Source organism: Aeromonas sp. R2-4 (genome assembly GCF_040908365.1).
GTDB classification, from domain to species: domain Bacteria; phylum Pseudomonadota; class Gammaproteobacteria; order Enterobacterales; family Aeromonadaceae; genus Aeromonas; species Aeromonas veronii.
In genome coordinates this window covers 154,843-170,370 of the sequence record NZ_JBFODO010000018.1, presented here as the reverse complement: position 1 = coordinate 170,370, position 15,528 = coordinate 154,843, and the positions used below count along the sequence as shown (strand labels likewise).

Annotated in this window: 14 protein-coding genes and 1 other annotated feature; of the genes, 8 read left to right on the top strand and 6 right to left on the bottom strand. The window is 59.8% G+C overall.

The genetic code is table 11. The features are described from left to right. Positions 1 to 9 precede the first annotated feature (9 nt). On the bottom strand, positions 10 to 906 hold the full coding sequence (gene hisG / locus AB5Z05_RS09215; protein ID WP_071910208.1) for an ATP phosphoribosyltransferase: 897 nt from the start codon (positions 904 to 906) through the stop codon (positions 10 to 12). Positions 907 to 934: 28 nt separating this feature from the next. Then, positions 935 to 1,059, bottom strand: a sequence feature (His leader region). Positions 1,060 to 1,246: 187 nt separating this feature from the next. On the opposite strand from hisG, the gene AB5Z05_RS09210 reads away from it, so the two are divergent. The 7 genes from AB5Z05_RS09210 to rnd all read left to right on the top strand — a co-directional run bounded on the left by AB5Z05_RS09210 (position 1,247) and on the right by rnd (position 8,888). Beyond that, complete coding sequence (locus AB5Z05_RS09210; RefSeq protein ID WP_005352171.1) at positions 1,247 to 1,492, top strand: hypothetical protein; 246 nt, start codon at positions 1,247 to 1,249, stop codon at positions 1,490 to 1,492. A gap of 67 nt (positions 1,493 to 1,559) precedes the next feature. Beyond that, positions 1,560 to 3,479 carry an ATP-dependent DNA helicase gene (locus AB5Z05_RS09205; protein WP_005345619.1) on the top strand — a complete coding sequence of 640 codons (1,920 nt, stop codon included), beginning with the start codon at positions 1,560 to 1,562 and terminating at the stop codon, positions 3,477 to 3,479. A 90-nt stretch (positions 3,480 to 3,569) separates the two neighbouring features. Next, the gene (gene tsaB / locus AB5Z05_RS09200) at positions 3,570 to 4,271 is read left to right on the top strand and encodes a tRNA (adenosine(37)-N6)-threonylcarbamoyltransferase complex dimerization subunit type 1 TsaB (RefSeq protein ID WP_180343769.1); all 702 of its coding nucleotides are present in this window, start codon (positions 3,570 to 3,572) and stop codon (positions 4,269 to 4,271) included. Between the two features lie 118 nt (positions 4,272 to 4,389). Then, on the top strand, positions 4,390 to 4,905 hold the full coding sequence (locus tag AB5Z05_RS09195) for a Slp family lipoprotein (RefSeq protein WP_019446435.1): 516 nt from the start codon (positions 4,390 to 4,392) through the stop codon (positions 4,903 to 4,905). An 8-nt stretch (positions 4,906 to 4,913) separates the two neighbouring features. Beyond that, positions 4,914 to 5,792: an alpha/beta fold hydrolase gene (locus tag AB5Z05_RS09190; RefSeq protein WP_139478575.1), complete on the top strand. Its 879-nt coding sequence runs from the start codon at positions 4,914 to 4,916 to the stop codon at positions 5,790 to 5,792. Between the two features lie 198 nt (positions 5,793 to 5,990). Next, entirely contained in the window at positions 5,991 to 7,667 is a 1,677-nt protein-coding gene (gene fadD / locus AB5Z05_RS09185) for a long-chain-fatty-acid--CoA ligase FadD (protein ID WP_100654806.1), read from the top strand. 108 nt (positions 7,668 to 7,775) lie between these two features. Continuing rightward, positions 7,776 to 8,888, top strand: coding sequence for a ribonuclease D (gene rnd / locus AB5Z05_RS09180; RefSeq protein ID WP_368151172.1), 1,113 nt, complete (start codon positions 7,776 to 7,778; stop codon positions 8,886 to 8,888). Between the two features lie 187 nt (positions 8,889 to 9,075). Here rnd and AB5Z05_RS09175 read toward each other — a convergent pair whose 3' ends face one another. From AB5Z05_RS09175 to selD, 3 genes are read right to left on the bottom strand one after another with little or no spacing between them, the layout of a single operon-like run. Beyond that, positions 9,076 to 9,720: an MBL fold metallo-hydrolase gene (locus tag AB5Z05_RS09175; RefSeq protein WP_368151170.1), complete on the bottom strand. Its 645-nt coding sequence runs from the start codon at positions 9,718 to 9,720 to the stop codon at positions 9,076 to 9,078. 22 nt (positions 9,721 to 9,742) lie between these two features. Beyond that, entirely contained in the window at positions 9,743 to 10,858 is a 1,116-nt protein-coding gene (gene mnmH, locus AB5Z05_RS09170) for a tRNA 2-selenouridine(34) synthase MnmH (protein WP_368151168.1), read from the bottom strand. Continuing rightward, positions 10,855 to 11,892 carry a selenide, water dikinase SelD gene (gene selD, locus AB5Z05_RS09165; RefSeq protein ID WP_151285983.1) on the bottom strand — a complete coding sequence of 346 codons (1,038 nt, stop codon included), beginning with the start codon at positions 11,890 to 11,892 and terminating at the stop codon, positions 10,855 to 10,857. The genes mnmH and selD overlap by 4 nt, the downstream gene beginning before the upstream one ends. 405 nt (positions 11,893 to 12,297) lie before the next feature. Here selD and AB5Z05_RS09160 point away from each other — a divergent pair, with 405 nt between their 5' ends. Then, positions 12,298 to 12,726, top strand: a complete 429-nt coding sequence (locus tag AB5Z05_RS09160; protein WP_368151166.1) for a GNAT family N-acetyltransferase — start codon at positions 12,298 to 12,300, stop codon at positions 12,724 to 12,726. 34 nt (positions 12,727 to 12,760) lie between these two features. On the opposite strand, the gene AB5Z05_RS09155 is transcribed toward AB5Z05_RS09160, so the two are convergent. Together AB5Z05_RS09155 and AB5Z05_RS09150 are read right to left on the bottom strand one after the other, a co-directional pair. Then, positions 12,761 to 13,945, bottom strand: coding sequence for an acyltransferase family protein (locus AB5Z05_RS09155; RefSeq protein WP_368151164.1), 1,185 nt, complete (start codon positions 13,943 to 13,945; stop codon positions 12,761 to 12,763). A 352-nt stretch (positions 13,946 to 14,297) separates the two neighbouring features. After that, positions 14,298 to 15,491, bottom strand: a complete 1,194-nt coding sequence (locus AB5Z05_RS09150; protein WP_005336736.1) for a class I SAM-dependent methyltransferase — start codon at positions 15,489 to 15,491, stop codon at positions 14,298 to 14,300. Positions 15,492 to 15,528: the final 37 nt, after the last annotated feature.

The following is a 15,528-nucleotide window of genomic DNA, read 5'->3' as shown; positions in this document are numbered from 1 at the left end:
GTCCCTTCCTTATTCCATCATCTTTTCGATGGGCAGCACCAGAATGGAGCTGGCACCAAGGGCCTTGAGCTGCTCCATGGTCTCCCAGAACAGGGTCTCGCTGGAGACGACGTGCAGGGCCACCTGATTGGTGTCACCGGCCAGCTGCATGATGGTGGGACGTTCGGCACCCGGTAGCAGGTCGGTGATGGCATCGAGCTTGTCTTTGGGCGCGTGCAGCATGATGTACTTGCTCTCGCGGGCCTGCTGCATCCCCTGAATGCGGGGCAGCAGTTTGTCGATGAGCTTCTGCTTGGCATCGGACAAGGGGTTGGGGGCCTGTACCAGCACCGCTTTGGAGCGGTAGATCACCTCCACCTCTTTGAGGCCATTGGCTTCCAGGGTCGCGCCGGTGGAAACCAGATCGCAGATGGCATCGGCCAGACCCGCACGGGGTGCCACTTCCACCGAGCCGCCCAGCATCACGCTCTTGAAGCCGAGCCCTTTTTCGTCAAAGAAGCGCTTGAGCAGCCCGGGGTAGGAGGTGGCGATGCGCTTGCCGGCAAGGCTCTCTGGCCCTGTGTAGGTCACATCTTCCGGCACCGCCAGCGAGAGGCGGCAGCCACCAAAGTCCAGTTGCTTGAGGGTTTTGACCTCGAAGGGTAGTCCCTGTGAGGCACGAATAAGCTGCACCTCTTCCAGCACGTTCTCGCCGATGATGCCAAGGTCGACCACCCCTTCCATCACCAGACCCGGGATGTCGTCATCACGCACCCGCAGGATATCGATGGGCATGTTCTCGACATGGGCGATAAGGCGCTGCTCGCGCAGGTTGATCTTGAGGCCACAGCTCTTGAACAGGGCTTGGGAGTCCTGGCTCAGACGACCGGACTTTTGCATGGCGATACGCAGACGTTGTGTTTCCATTGCTCGATTTCCTTCTAGTCAAAAACGAAAAAACCCTCGGAAGTGGGTGCTTCCGAGGGTTTATGAATCTTGCGGTCCTTTTGGAAGTCACCAGTTAAGTGTCTTCCAGCAGTCAACCTCCTGAAAGACTAGTCGGGATGATGATGGTGGTGATGAGTCTTCAGGGTGGCGAACTTCATGTAATCAATCCTTTACAAAATAAGATGTCGTAATTGACGCCTGATTTAAACTACCTGCCTTGACAGAAAATGCAACCCGAAATTGTGATTTGATCGATTAAAGTGGCGAAAACGGTTTTCTGGTCGATAACTAGACAATAACCCCTGCAGGAGTCGCCATCATGCCCAGCCAGGACCTGTTGTTCCCCATTTTGCCCCGGGCGCCTGCCGCGCCCGGCAGCGAAGAGATCAAGCGGGAAGTGAACCAGATCAGCAAAAAGCACCAGCTGCGCAAGACCAGCACTGACAACAGTGACTCCCAGCAGCGCCAGCAGGCGTATAGCACGCCCGCCAAGCGTGATCAGCCCAAGGCGGAGGAGGACGATCACAAGCCGGACCCCGAGCATCAGATCGATCTGTTCGTCTAGGCAGATTATCTGTCCCGCTTTTGCCGCGCTTTTGGCATAATGGCCGCTTTTGCTGCGGGACGCCCTTTTGACCATCCAGACCCTGTTCAAGCCAGATGGCCCTCTGGCCAGCCATATCGACGGTTTCAAAGCCCGCGCTCCCCAACTGGAGATGGCCGAAGCGGTCGCGCGCGCCATCAAGAGTGGTGGCCGTCTGCTGGTTGAGGCAGGAACCGGTACCGGCAAAACCTACGCCTATCTGGTGCCAGCGCTGGAATCCGGCAAGCGGGTGGTGATCAGCACCGGCTCCAAGAACCTGCAGGAGCAGCTCTTCTATCGGGATCTCCCGACCATCACCGGCGCGCTCTCCTACACCCCGCCGGTGGCCTTGCTCAAGGGACGCAGCAACTATCTCTGCATCGAGCGGATGAACCGGCTCTTGAGCGAATCCCATCTGCAAAAGCCTGAAATCCTGAACGATCTGGTGAAGGTCAAATCCTGGTCCACTGCTACCGATAACGGCGATGTGGGGGATATTCCGGGATTGCAGGAGAACGCCGAGATCCTCGCCCACGTCACCAGCACCAACGACAACTGCCTCGGTCGCGACTGCCCCTATTACGACGACTGCCATCTGGTGGTGGCCCGTCGCCGCGCCATGGACGCCCAGGTGGTGGTGATCAACCACCACCTCTTCTTCGCCGATATGGCGGTGAAAGACACCGGATTTGGCGAGTTGGTGCCGGAGGCGCAAGTCTATGTCTTTGACGAGGCACACCAGCTGCCGGAGATCGCCACCAACTACTTCGGCAAGTCGGTAGGCAGCCGAACAATTCAGGATCTGGCGCAGGATATCCAGCTGGCCTATCGGGCAGAGGCGCACGACATGGCCCAGCTCGGCAAGGCGGCGGACCGGCTCGCTATCGCCAGTCAGGATCTGCGTCTGGCCTTCGGGGTGGATGGCGGTCGTGGTAATACCCGCGACATGCTGCGCCAGCCGCTCTGGGGGCAGGCTTTGGCTCGTCTTAACGATGCCATCGGGCTTTGCTACGAGGTGCTGAAACTCGCTCTTGGCCGTGGCGAGCAGCTGGATCACGCCTTCGAGCGCATCAGTGAACTGCGCACCCGCTTGGGTGAAGTGCTGGCGGTCAACCAGACCGGTTTCTCCTACTGGTACGACTGCTCACGGCTTCATTTCACCCTCAATCTCACGCCGCTGTCGGTGGCCGAGCGATTCAGTGCCGAGGTGCAAAGACCGGAAGTGGCCTGGGTCTTCACCTCCGCCACCCTGACGGTGGATATGCGGTTTGATCACTTCAAGGCCGAGCTGGGGCTGGCAGGCAGCGCCGAGCTGATCCTCGACAGTCCGTTCGACTATGGCGAGCAGGCGCGGCTCTGTGTGCCCCGTTATCTACCGGAGCCCAACGCCTTTGGCCGTGGCGAGCAGTTGGCCAATCTGATGATCCCCCTCATCAACAAGACGCCGGGGGGCTGTTTCTTCCTCTGCACCAGCCATCAGGTGATGCGTCAGGTGGCCGAGGTGCTGCGCCGGGAGATTGGTCGCACCGTCTTGTTGCAGGGGGAGGACAACAAGCAGCGGTTGCTCAAGGAGTTTGTCGAGAATGGCCGCGCTGTGCTGGTGGCGACCAGCAGTTTCTGGGAGGGGATCGACGTACGAGGGGCGGCGTTGTCGTGTGTTATCATCGACAAGCTGCCGTTTGCCAGCCCCGATGATCCGCTGCTCAAGGCGCGGGTGGATGATTGTAAGCTCAAGGGGGGGGATCCCTTCGCCGAGCTGCAGTTGCCCAAGGCGGTGATTGCCCTCAAACAGGGGGTGGGGCGGCTTATTCGTGATCGCAGTGATCACGGGGTGCTGGTGATCTGTGATCCACGAATGGTCAACAAGCCTTACGGCGCCACCTTTATCAAGAGTCTGCCCGCCATCCCCCGTACCCGGGAGTTGGGAACGTTGGGGAGCTTTTTCGATCGCACTGAACGCGGTGAATAAGTGTGCCGCCAGCTAACAGATTTGAACAACGGGTGAGCATATCTCGCTTGCCGGTTATGTAATTGACTGATTTTATAGAGATTGGAAAGCATGAACGAGTTGAAGATCCTGGCCGTTGATACCGCCACTGAAGCCTGCTCCGCCGCCCTGCTGGTGGGTGACAAGCTGTTCTCCCGCTGGGAGGAGGCGCCACGGGATCACACCCGAAAAATCCTGCCCATGGTTCAGGCTGTGTTAGAGGATGCCGGGATAAGTTTGAGTGACCTCGATGCCATCGCGTTCGGCCGCGGCCCGGGCTCCTTTACCGGCGTGCGGATCGGCATCAGTGTGGCGCAAGGTCTGGCATTTGGTGCGGGTGTGCCGCTGATTGGCATCTCGACCCTGGCCGCCATGGCGCAAGGCGCCTATCGACTGGATGGCGCCCAGCAGGTGCTGACCGCCATCGATGCGCGGATGAACGAAGTCTATTTCGGCCGCTATGAGCTGATTGATAGCCGCATGCAGCTGGTGGGGGACGAGGTGGTGAGCGAGCCCGCGGCACTGGTTGACGTCCGTGGCAAGCTGGCGGGTCGGGTGACCTGTGTCGGCACCGGTTTTGAAACCTATGGCGAGACCCTGAGTGGTCTGGCCGATGAGCTGGCGGAGAGTCAGGTGCGCTTCCCGGCGGCAGAGGACATGCTGCCGCTGGCCCGCGCCGCCTGGCTGGCGGGGGAGGCTGTGCCTGTGGAGCAGGCGACGCCGGTTTATTTGCGTGACAAGGTGACCTGGAAAAAACTGCCGGGTCGCGAATAAGGGCAGGAGCACTGACAGCATGTCGCTCTTGCCGCTCATCAGCTGCAACACAAGCGGATGGCCCGACGGGCCACGCCGGCAACAGGAGAGTGACATGATGCGTAATAGCAGAAGCGACATGATGAAACGCACTATGGTGGTCGGGGCGCTGGCTCTGCTGCTCGGGGCCTGCAGCTCGGTCCCCAAGGAGCTGGCCTATGAGCCAGAAAACCAGCTGGTGGCCTATCAGCCCGCCCTTGGCGGAATGGAGGGCAAACCGGCCCGCTGGAGCGGCGTTATCTCGGCGGTGCACAACAAGGCGGATCAGAGTGTTATTGAAGTGGTCTATCTGCCGCTCAAGTCCAACGGTGTGCCGGAGCAGACCGAGCAGAGCCCGGGCCGTTTTCTGGCCATCATGAAGGGTTTTGTCGATCCGACCCTCTACGCCAAGGGGCGCAGTCTGACGGTGCTTGGTACCATAGGCCAACCGGTTGATAGCCAGATTGGCGAGCACAAGTACCGCTTCTCTGTGCTCAATGTGACGGGCAGCAAGCTGTGGCCGCCGGTCAAGGAGGTGGAGGTGCGCTATATGGACCCCTACTTCTACGACCCCTTCTATGATCCCTTCTGGCCGAGACGGCCGCTGCGTCGCTAAGGCTTGCCATGATCAAGAGCATCAAAAGCACTCTGCACGAACGTCTGCTCACCCTGGCAGATGGGCGGCGGGTAGCCCTGTTGGAGAACCAATCCGCTGAGCATGATCAACAGGGTAAACCCCTGTTGATAGCCTTGCATGGCTGGCTCGACAATAGCGCCAGCTTCTTGCCGCTGGCGCCGCATCTGGGGGATTTTCACCTCATCTGTGTCGATCTGCCGGGACATGGTCACTCCGATCACAAAACCACCCCTTATGTCTTTGTCGACTGGCTGGACGATCTCTACCAGATCGTGCAGGCGGCAGGGTGGTCGCGCTTCACTTTGCTCGGTCACTCCCTCGGGGCGTTGATCGCCTCCGCCTATGCCGGGGTGTTCCCCGAACAGGTGGAGCGGTTGATCATGCTGGAGGGGCTGGGGCCGCTGAGCCAGCCCGATGAGGAGGTACCTGCCCAGCTGCGACGTGCAATTTTAAACCGCAGCCGCACCCGAGAGCGCAGTGCCAACGGCTTTGCCTCCATCGATGAGGCTGTCGCCGCCCGTTGCAAAGTGGCGGATATCACGCCGCAGGCGGCGCATCTTATCTGTGAACGGCAGCTTGAGATGAGGGCAGGGCGCTGGCACTGGCGCAGCGATCCTCGTTTGCGGGATCTGTCGCCCCTGAGAATGAGCGAAGGACAAGCTCGGGCACTGATGGCGGCTATCCGTTGTCCTGTGCTGTTGATTCAGGGGGAGCAGGGCTTTGCTGCACTTGAAGCCCAATGGCAGGCCCGTCAGGATGCCTTCCAGCAGATCGAGCGGGTCATATTGGGTGGAAACCATCATTTTCATATGGAAAATTCGGTTGATACGGCCGTTTGTATCGTAAAGTTTTGTCAAGTTCGGTAGAATCGCCAGCTTTCAATAATTCCAGGTTTGTTTTCTCCCTCACATTTTTCTGTTGTTAATTTGCTGTTAATTGATGTTGCGCTGTGTAAATATGTGCGGCATTAGAGCATCAGCTTAAAACAACCGATTAAAATGGATGTGAACCGGGACGGAGGCAACACAGTGAGCGCACAGGTGCTAGTTATGCAGGAGAAGTTTGTGGAAAAAGTCTGGCTGAAACGTTATCCGGAAGGGGTCCCCGCCGAGATCAATCCAGACCAATACAGCTCCCTGGTCGAGATGTTCGAATCCTCGGTGACCCAGTTTGCCGATCAGCCCGCCTTCGTCAACATGGGCCAAACCATCACCTACCGCCGGCTGGAAGAGCAGTCCCGCGCCTTTGCTGCCTACCTGCAAAACGAGCTGAAGCTGGAGAAAGGGGATCGGGTTGCGGTGATGATGCCTAACCTGCTGCAATACCCCATCGCCGTGTTCGGCATCCTGCGCGCCGGCATGATCGTGGTCAACGTCAACCCGCTCTATACCCCGCGCGAGCTGGAGCATCAGCTCAAGGACTCCGGTGCCAAAGCCATCGTCATCGTCTCCAACTTCGCCCATACCCTGGAAAAGGTGGTCTACGACACCCCGATCAAGCACGTTATCCTGACCCGGATGGGGGACAACCTGGGGCTGGCCAAGGGCACCCTGGTCAACTTCGTGGTCAAGTACGTCAAGAAGCTGGTGCCGAAATACAATCTGCCCCACGCCACCACCATGCGTCAGGCCCTTTCCAAGGGGCGTTTCCTGCAGTACATCAAGCCGGAGATCACCAACGACGATCTCGCCTTCCTGCAGTACACCGGTGGCACCACCGGCCTCTCCAAAGGGGCCATGCTGACTCATCGCAACATGATTGCCAACGTCGAGCAATGCCTCGGCGTCTACGGCCCCATGCTGGAGCGTGGCAAGGAGTTCGTGGTCACCGCTCTGCCGCTCTACCACGTCTTTGCCCTGACCGTGAACTGCCTGCTGTTTATGCGTATCGGCGGTTACAACCTGCTGATCAGCAACCCGCGCGACATCCCGGGGTTTGTCAAAGAGATCAAGAAGTACCCCTTCACCTGCATTACCGGGGTCAACACCCTGTTCAATGCGCTGGTCAACAACGAAGAGTTTCAGGGGATCGCCTTTGACAAGCTCAAGCTCACCATCGGCGGCGGCATGGCAGTGCAGCGTGCGGTTGCGGAGAAGTGGAAGACACTGACCGACACTCCGCTGCTGGAAGGCTATGGTCTGACCGAGTGTTCGCCGCTGGTGAGCGTCTGTCCCTACGACCTCACTGATTACAACGGCTCTATCGGTTTGCCGGTCTGCTCTACCGAGATCCGTCTGGTAGATGACAACGGTCAGGTGATCCACACCCTCGGCACCCCGGGCGAGATGCAGGTGCGCGGCCCGCAGGTGATGGTGGGCTACTGGCAGCGTCCCGAGGCGACCGCCGAAGTGATGCAGGATGGCTGGCTCTGTACCGGTGATATCGCGGTGTGCGACGAACAGGGCTTCTTCAAGATCGTTGACCGCAAGAAGGACATGATCCTGGTCTCCGGTTTCAACGTCTATCCGAACGAGATCGAAGATGTCGTTGCCTTGCACCCGAAAGTGCTGGAAGTGGCCGCCGTCGGTGTGCCGCACAAGGTCTCCGGCGAGCTGGTGAAGATCTTTGTGGTCAAGAAAGATGCAAAATTGCAGGAGGACGAGATTATTGCCCACTGCCGCAAACATCTGACTGCCTATAAGGTGCCGAAACTGGTAGAATTTCGTGACGAACTTCCCAAGACCAATGTGGGCAAGATCCTGCGCCGCGTACTGCGCGACGAGGAGATTGCCAAGCAATAACCGGACTGCGGCTGCAGAAGCCTCTGCAAACCAGCGCCGTCGTTATGCAAAACCGTGGGTCATCCCACGGTTTTTTCTTTTTGGCCCTGATCAACCGCGCAGGCACAGATGCACTATCAACTTATCACTCAGCAAGCCGAACTTGAGCAGTATCTCGCTTCTCTGGCCGACGTTCCCCTGGCTATCGATACTGAATTCGTTCGCACCCGTACCTACTACCCCCAGCTTGGCCTGTTCCAAATCTATGACGGCGAGCATCTGGCGCTGCTGGATCCGCTGACGCTGGATCTCTCCGCCCTCTGGCAGCGACTGGGCAGGGAAGGGCAAATTGCCATCCTGCACGCCTCTGGCGAAGATCTGGAGCTTATCCAGCATCAGGCGGGCCACCTGCCCAACCAGATGCACGACACCCAGCTGGCTACCGCCTTTCTCGGTTACGGCGTCTCGGTCGGCTTTGGGGCGTTGGTGAATGAATTCCTCGGGGTCGAGCTGGAAAAAGATCAGGCGCGCACCGACTGGCTGGCCCGCCCGCTTACACCGCGTCAGCTCGAATACGCGGCGGCGGATGTCTTCTACCTGATGCCGCTCTACGAGAAGGTGATGGCCAAACTGCGAGAAAGCGGCAAGTTTGCCTGGTTCGATCAGGAGTGTCAGAACCACTCCGCCCGCAAGACCCAGGGTAGCGATCCCCGTCAGGCCTATCTTGACATCGTCAACGCCTGGCAACTGGGGCGCCGCGAGCTCGCCATCCTGCGCGAGCTTGCCGCCTGGCGCCAGCAAGAGGCGGTGCGCCGGGATCTGGCCCTCAACTTCGTGGTCAAAGAGCTGCACCTGTTCAAGGTGGCAGAGCGTCGTCCTGCCTCCCTGCGGGATCTCAACGAGCTCGGCCTATCGCCCATCGAGATCAAGATCCACGGCAAGCGGATGCTCGATATCGTCGCCAGGGCGCAGCAGAGCGATCCTGACAGCTGGCCAGAGCCCATTCGCCGGCTGGTGGACTTCCCCCAGTACAAGGCCGAGCTCAAGCGCATCAAGGCCATGGTGGAAGAGAAGGCCAAGGCGAGCAATATTCCGCCCGAGCTGATTGCCAGCAAGAAGATCATTCACCAGTACTTCACCTGGAGCTGGCGGATGAACGACGAAGAGCGGGCGCGCAGCGACAAGCCGATGCTGCTGCAAGGGTGGCGTCATGAGCTGGTTGGTCACCTGCTGGCACAATAAGCCACCAGACGGTTGCACCTATAAATAAATCCTCACCCTCGGGTGGGGATTTTTATTGGGCGAAAGAGACAAACAGGCATGCTGAACTGGAGAACGCAGAGGGGACATGGCTGGCCGGATGGCAGGAATCGAGAATGAAAAAGAGAGCAGAGAAGAAAAGGCAGCGGAACACCGCTGCCTTTTTTGATCACCAGATAGGCTGGGTCAGATAGGGGTTGCTCGCCTTCTCGCGGCCGAAGGTGGAGCTGGGGCCGTGGCCCGGGATAAAGACGACTTCGTCGCCCAGCGGCAGCAGGGTCTCGGTGATCGACTTGATCAGGGTAGCGTGATCGCCACGGGGGAAGTCGGTGCGGCCTATGCTGCCGGCAAACAGCACATCACCAACCCAGGCGAGCTGCTCGCCTTGGGAGAGCAGCACGATATGGCCCGGGGTGTGGCCGGGGCAGAAGTAGACATCCAGCTCGCACTGGCCAAGCTGCACCTTGTCACCCTGCTCAAGCCAGCGATCCGGTGTGAACGCGGGGGTATGGGCGAAGCCGAACATCTGGCTCTGCTGGGGCAGCATGTCGAGCCAGAAGGCGTCCTCCTTGTGGGGACCGGTGATGGCGACGCCGGTTTTTTCCCGCAGCTCGGCGGCGGCACCCACATGATCCAGATGACCGTGGGTCAGCAGGATGTGGGTCAGGGTCAGGCCGCGCTTAGCGATGGCGGCCAGCAGTTTGTCCGCTTCGCCGCCCGGGTCGATCAGGGCCGCCTGATGGGTCTCGTCACACCAGATGAGGGAGCAGTTCTGGGCGAACTGGGTGACCGGGATCACCTCGAATTTCAACATAGAGTTCCTCTCTTGGGATGGGTCAGCCGCGCAGCGCGCTGGCATGCTGCTCGGCGAAATAGTCGAGACAGGCCTGCTTGTCACCGCGAAACACGATGCGCTCCTGCTTGTTGCCAAGCTGATAGAGATACATGGGGTCGTAGTAGCGGGTCAGCAGCAACGTGATCCAGGCCAGATGCTGCGCGGTATCGCCGCTCTTTTCCTGCTCGGTGAGGGCGGTCTGCATCAGGGTATCCAGCTCGCGGTGGGCCTGATCGCCAAGACGGCGCTTGAGGCGGGCCAGCGCATCGGTGAGGTAGGCAGCAAACAGTGGCCAACCGGCTTCCTGGCCATACATGGCTTGATAGCGCAGCCAGAGATCGTGCACGTAATCTTCGCGGATCTGCTCGGCCCGATCGATTTGCGGAACATCCACCACCACCAGCGGTGCCTGACTCATGGCCTCATGGAGGGAGAGGGGCAGGCAGCAGCGGCCAATCAGGCGGCTCTCGTCCTCGACCACGAAGGCATGCTCGCCACGATGGCGGCGCTTGAGCAGCTCGATGGCGAGGTTGTTTTCAAAATTGATGTTGCTGGGCTGGCCGCCGGGCAGCTGACCAAACGACGAGCCCCTGTGATGGGCATGCCCCTCCAAATCCACCGCCTGGGTCACCTGATCGAGCATGTGGGTCTTGCCGGAGCCGGTCATGCCGGTCAGCACGCTCCAGTGACACTCGGCAGAGGCCTTGTCCTGGGTGTCGATCAGAAAACGGCGCAGCTCCTTGTAGCCACCGGCGACGCGGGGGCGAGTCACCCCCGCATCAGCCAGCCACTGTTGTACGGTTTGCGAGCGCAGGCCGCCGCGAAAGCAGTAGAGCACGGCATCGGGCTGCTGGCGCAACTGCGCCAGCCAGTCTCCGATTCGCTCGGCACGTACTGCTCCCCCCACCAGCTTGTGTCCAAGCTCAATGGCGGTGGCCTGACCCTGCTTCTTGAAGCAGGTCCCCACCTGGGCGCGCTCATCGTCTGTCATCAAGGGCAGATTGGTCGAGCAGGGGAAGGCCCCCTCCTTGAACTCGATGGGGGCGCGCACATCAATCAACGGCACATCGTCCAAAAAGAGTTGGGCGTAGTCCGTGGCCAGTGGCAATTCACTCATTGGACAATCTCGATAAAGCGGGCGCCCTCAAGGGGCTTGATCTGGCCGATGGGCGAGAGCGCAAGGCCAGCTTCGCGCGCGATGGCGAGCAGCTCGGCTTCGCTCTCTTTACCCACGGCGACCAGCAGGCCGCCGCTGGTTTGCGGGTCGCACATGATGTTGCGGGTGCGATCGTCCATGGCATCCAGCTTGTGGCCGTAGGAGTCGTGGTTGCGCAGGGTACCGCCCGGTACGCAGCCCTCGGCGAGGTAGTAATCCACCTCATCCAGCAGCGGCAGCGCCTTGAAGTCAAGGCGGGCACTGACGCCAGATCCTTCACACATCTCCAGCAGATGGCCCGCCAGACCAAAACCGGTCACGTCGGTCATGGCGTGCACACCCGGCAGCTCGGCAAAGCGCTGGCCAATCTTGTTGAGGGTGCACATGGCGTTGGGGGCCAGCTGCTCGTGTTCCGGCTTCAGCTTGCCCTTCTTCTGGGCGGTGGTGAGGATACCGATACCAAGGGGCTTGGTCAGATAGAGGGTGTCACCCACCTTGGCGGTGTCGTTCTGCTTAATGGCGTCCAGGGGCACGATACCGGTGACCGCGAGGCCGAAGATGGGCTCGGGGGCATCGATACTGTGACCACCGGCCAGTGAAATACCCGCTTCGTGGCACACCTGACGGCCGCCGTCGATCACCTGCTGGGCCACTTCCGGCGCCAGGGTATTGATGGGCCAGCCGAGGATGGCGATGGCAACGATAGGCTTGCCGCCCATGGCGTAGATATCGCTGATGGCGTTGGTGGCGGCGATGCGGCCAAAGGTGAAGGGGTCATCGACGATGGGCATGAAGAAGTCGGTGGTGGAGACAATGCCCTGACCGTTGCCGATATCGACCACGGCCGCGTCATCCTTGCTGCTGTTGCCAACGATCAGGGTCGGGTCGTTGAAGCCCGGGATCTGGCTCTTGAGAATAGTGTCGAGCACCTTGGGAGAGATTTTGCAGCCACAGCCAGCGCCGTGGCTGTATTGGGTCAGACGAATGGAAGACATACTTACCCCTTTTATTTGCAAACAGAGCAGAGGCTCTGTGGAGCCGTCTTGGTCAATGGGCGGCCTTGTAGAGAGGAAGACAAGAAGCCGCAAATATGGGTGGCCTCGGTGCCAACAGGGGCAGCGATGACTGGCAGTTATGAAAGACCGCCAAGCCGGACGGGGAAGAAAAGGGCGACAAGGTGCGCCAGCGCAGCCCCGCCAAGGGCCACAGGACGTAGCATTATGCCACATTTGCCCCTTGGGGTTCGAACAGGAATTCACATAAACAGCAGGGAATTGCCCGCACTTGCCTGTCATCGCTCTGGATCCGGCGCTGGCTGATTGATTGCAGTACAGATGCAGCAAAGATAACGTCAAAGAGACCAACAGCACGCAACTGCCTATTTACAACAGGAGAGCTTAGTGACCACCACATTTTTGGTTAACCACCCCATCACCACGGCACAGTTTGCGGCGTTGTTGGCGCAGACCTCGCTGGGGGCGAGACGGCCGCTGGAGCATCCAGCTACCCTGCAGGGCATGCTGGATCACGCCAATTTGCTGATCACCGCCTGGCAGGGCGAGACCCTGGTCGGTGTGGCCCGTTCAGTGACCGATTTTCATTTTTGTTGCTACCTCTCGGATCTGGCGGTGGCCGAGTCGGTGCAGGGGCTGGGGATTGGCAAAGCCCTTATTCGCGAGACATTCTTGCAATTGCAGCCCGGCTGCAAGCTGATCCTGCTGGCCGCGCCGCAGGCGGTTGCATACTACCCCAAGCTTGGATTTAGCCAGCACCCGAGTGCCTGGGTGATGAGCAATCTGGATGAACTGGTGCCGGATGAGTTGGCATAAAACCGTCAACTCATCCAGACAGGGCGAGATTAATTTATCCGGCCCGCTCCAGCGCCGGTTGCCGTGACTTGCCCCAGCGGCGCAGGCGCCGTTGCAGTGGCCGCTCCAGCAGGTTGTAACTCAACGCCGAGAGGCCGACCAGCACCGCCAGCATCAGCAAGGTTGCCACTACCCCCAGCAGCGGGTTGGTCTGGCCATACCACCACTCGGTGAGCCCCGGTGCCAGATAGTGGATAAGTTCGCAACCGGTGAGCAGCACCAGCGCATGGAGCAGGTAGATGGAGTAGGAGAGATCTCCCAGCCAGTTGGTGAAGCGGTTATCCAAAAGGTGCAGCAGCGGGCTCTGGCGCTCCCCCTGGGCGGCTGAAATCCAGATCAGCAGCACGTAGGCGCTGATCAGCAGCAGTGTCAGCTGCGGCGTCATGGCGAACTGCATCAGCGCGAAGGGCAGCACAAAGGCGATCAAGAGCGGCAGATCATGCTTCATCATGGGCGAGCCTTGCGCGGCCTTCACCCTCGGCAGCAGCCAGAGGCCAAGCACAAATTCACTCACCCCGCGTCCCACCGCCAGCGCCCCACTGGTGACATCCAGCGTGCCGCGACTGTGTACGATAAAGGCCAGCACCGTCAGTGCCAGCAGGGGGACGAGATGGCTCCAGCGACTACGGGTGACCGCCAGCGGAATAAGCAGCGGGAACAGCAGGTAGCTGATCCACTCCACGCTGAGCGACCAGGCGGCGAAGTTCCAGGTCAGCCCGTGATCGGTCATCACCTGCAGCAGCAGGAAGGCGCTCGGCAGCGCCTCGGCCGGGGTGAAGGGGGAGCCGAAGGGGGGCATCCCTTCCCACTCCCACATCTTGAACAAGGGGCCGGCGTAGAAGCCCACCCCGAGCTGCGCCTTGTAAAGCTCCCAGCCGACCAGCAGCAGCAGGGTCACCAGATAGAGGGGGTAGACACGGGTCAGCCGCAGCCAGAGAAAACGGCCATAGCTCACGGTGCGGGGCGTGCGGGTGAAGGCCTCGCCATAGACATGGGCCAGCACCACGCCGCTCAAAATAAAGAACAGGTCGACCCAGAGGTAGCCATTCTCGATGAGCTGGGTGTGGCCTGCGATCGACTCCATCCACTGGGGAAAGAGCAGCAAGCGGGCATGGAACAGCACCACCATCAGGGCAGCGATGCCCCGCAGCGGCGTTAACAGCGGCAATGATTGATTCATAACGGGATCCTTTGTGATGTTCAGCTTGGCCTGACATCGGTTTTTGTTGTTGTACCGTCCATCACTCCTGATGGGACGGTTGCCCCGGCTTGGCTGCCGCAGGCGGGATCACACTACGGAAAAGAGAGTCATACGGGTGTGATTTAAATCATAAATGTGCAGTTATTGTGCAAAGAAATTTAAACAGATAAAGACGTGGGACGCAGGCAGGGAAAGAGGAGGAGAGAGAACACCCATAAAGCAGAGAGGGTGGTCAACGGGGCGAGCGTCAGGCTTAGGCCTATAGGACGCGATGTAAAACAATCAGGCCCGCAAGGGGCCTGATTGATCACAAGGGGAGGGTGGTTGCCGATCAGCGGGCGCGTACCACCAGACCCTTGAGGTAGAAGCCTTCCGGATAGGCGGTACCGATGGGGTGATCAGACGCCTGGGAGAGCAGCTCCAGGATCTGGGCATCGCGACCGGCATCGAGCGCCGCATCGGCAACGATCTTCTGGAACAGGCTCTGCTCCATCAGGCCGGAGCAGGAGTAGGTCAAGAGCACGCCACCCGGTGCCAGCAGCTGGAACGCCAGCATGTTGATGTCCTTGTAGCCACGGCAGGCACCCAGCAGCTGCGCCTTGCTCTCGGCAAATTTAGGCGGATCCAGCACGATGACGTCGAACTTCTCGCCCTTTTCGCGGTATTCACGCAGCAGCTTGAACACGTCGTGACGGACGAACTGGGTGTTGCTGGTATCCAGCCCGTTCAGCTCGGCGTTCTGGCGGGCGATATCCAGCGCATTCTGGGAGAGATCGACGTTGACCACTTCCTTGGCGCCGCCCTTGAGGGCATAGACGCCAAATCCACCGGTGTAGCAGAAGCAGTTGAGCACCCGCTTGCCTTCGGTGTACTTGGCTGCAGCCTGACGGTTGTCCCGTTGATCCAGATAGAAGCCGGTTTTGTGGCCGTTGCGAATGTCTACCAGGATCTTGACGCCGCCATTTTCCTCAATGACCACCGGCTCGTTCGGGGTCTCGCCATAGATAACGCCGGTGCGCTCTTTCAGCCCTTCCTTCTTGCGCACTGCCACATCGGAGCGCTCATAGATGCTGCACTCGGGGTAGAGGGTACGCAGTGCTTGCGTTATCAGCTCGCGCTGGAACTCGGCACCGGCAGAGAGGATCTGGCACACCAGAAAATCGGCATAACGGTCGATTGTCAGACCCGGCAGACCGTCTGATTCGGCGGCGCAGAGGCGATAGCCGGTGAGACCCTGACGCTTGATCAGCGGATCGCGAGACTCTTGAGCATATTTGAGGCGACGGATAAAGAAGTCGAGATCGACGGTCTCATCCTTGTCGAAGGTCCAGACTCGGGCTCGGATCTGGGAGCTGCCTGACCAGGCGCCACGGGCGAGCCACTTGCCATCGTTGGCATAGATCTCGACGGTATCGCCGTCAATGGGGTTGCCCTGAACCCGCTCAATCCCCTTGGAGAAGATCCAGGGGTGGCGACGCAGCAGGGATTTTTCGCGGCCTTTGACGAGATAGATGGAAGCGCTCATGGATGTTTGCCGATGGTAGAAAGAAAAGGGGCCACAT

What these genes read in the sequence shown, in the direction of transcription:
- hisG (WP_071910208.1), bottom strand. Translation starts at nt 906, where the DNA reads ATGGAAACACAACGTCTGCGTATCGCCATGCAAAAGTCCGGTCGTCTG.
- AB5Z05_RS09210 (WP_005352171.1), top strand. Translation starts at nt 1,247, where the DNA reads ATGCCCAGCCAGGACCTGTTGTTCCCCATTTTGCCCCGGGCGCCTGCC.
- tsaB (WP_180343769.1), top strand. Translation starts at nt 3,570, where the DNA reads ATGAACGAGTTGAAGATCCTGGCCGTTGATACCGCCACTGAAGCCTGC.
- AB5Z05_RS09195 (WP_019446435.1), top strand. Translation starts at nt 4,390, where the DNA reads ATGATGAAACGCACTATGGTGGTCGGGGCGCTGGCTCTGCTGCTCGGG.
- AB5Z05_RS09190 (WP_139478575.1), top strand. Translation starts at nt 4,914, where the DNA reads ATGATCAAGAGCATCAAAAGCACTCTGCACGAACGTCTGCTCACCCTG.
- rnd (WP_368151172.1), top strand. Translation starts at nt 7,776, where the DNA reads ATGCACTATCAACTTATCACTCAGCAAGCCGAACTTGAGCAGTATCTC.
- AB5Z05_RS09175 (WP_368151170.1), bottom strand. Translation starts at nt 9,720, where the DNA reads ATGTTGAAATTCGAGGTGATCCCGGTCACCCAGTTCGCCCAGAACTGC.
- mnmH (WP_368151168.1), bottom strand. Translation starts at nt 10,858, where the DNA reads ATGAGTGAATTGCCACTGGCCACGGACTACGCCCAACTCTTTTTGGAC.
- selD (WP_151285983.1), bottom strand. Translation starts at nt 11,892, where the DNA reads ATGTCTTCCATTCGTCTGACCCAATACAGCCACGGCGCTGGCTGTGGC.
- AB5Z05_RS09155 (WP_368151164.1), bottom strand. Translation starts at nt 13,945, where the DNA reads ATGAATCAATCATTGCCGCTGTTAACGCCGCTGCGGGGCATCGCTGCC.
- AB5Z05_RS09150 (WP_005336736.1), bottom strand. Translation starts at nt 15,491, where the DNA reads ATGAGCGCTTCCATCTATCTCGTCAAAGGCCGCGAAAAATCCCTGCTG.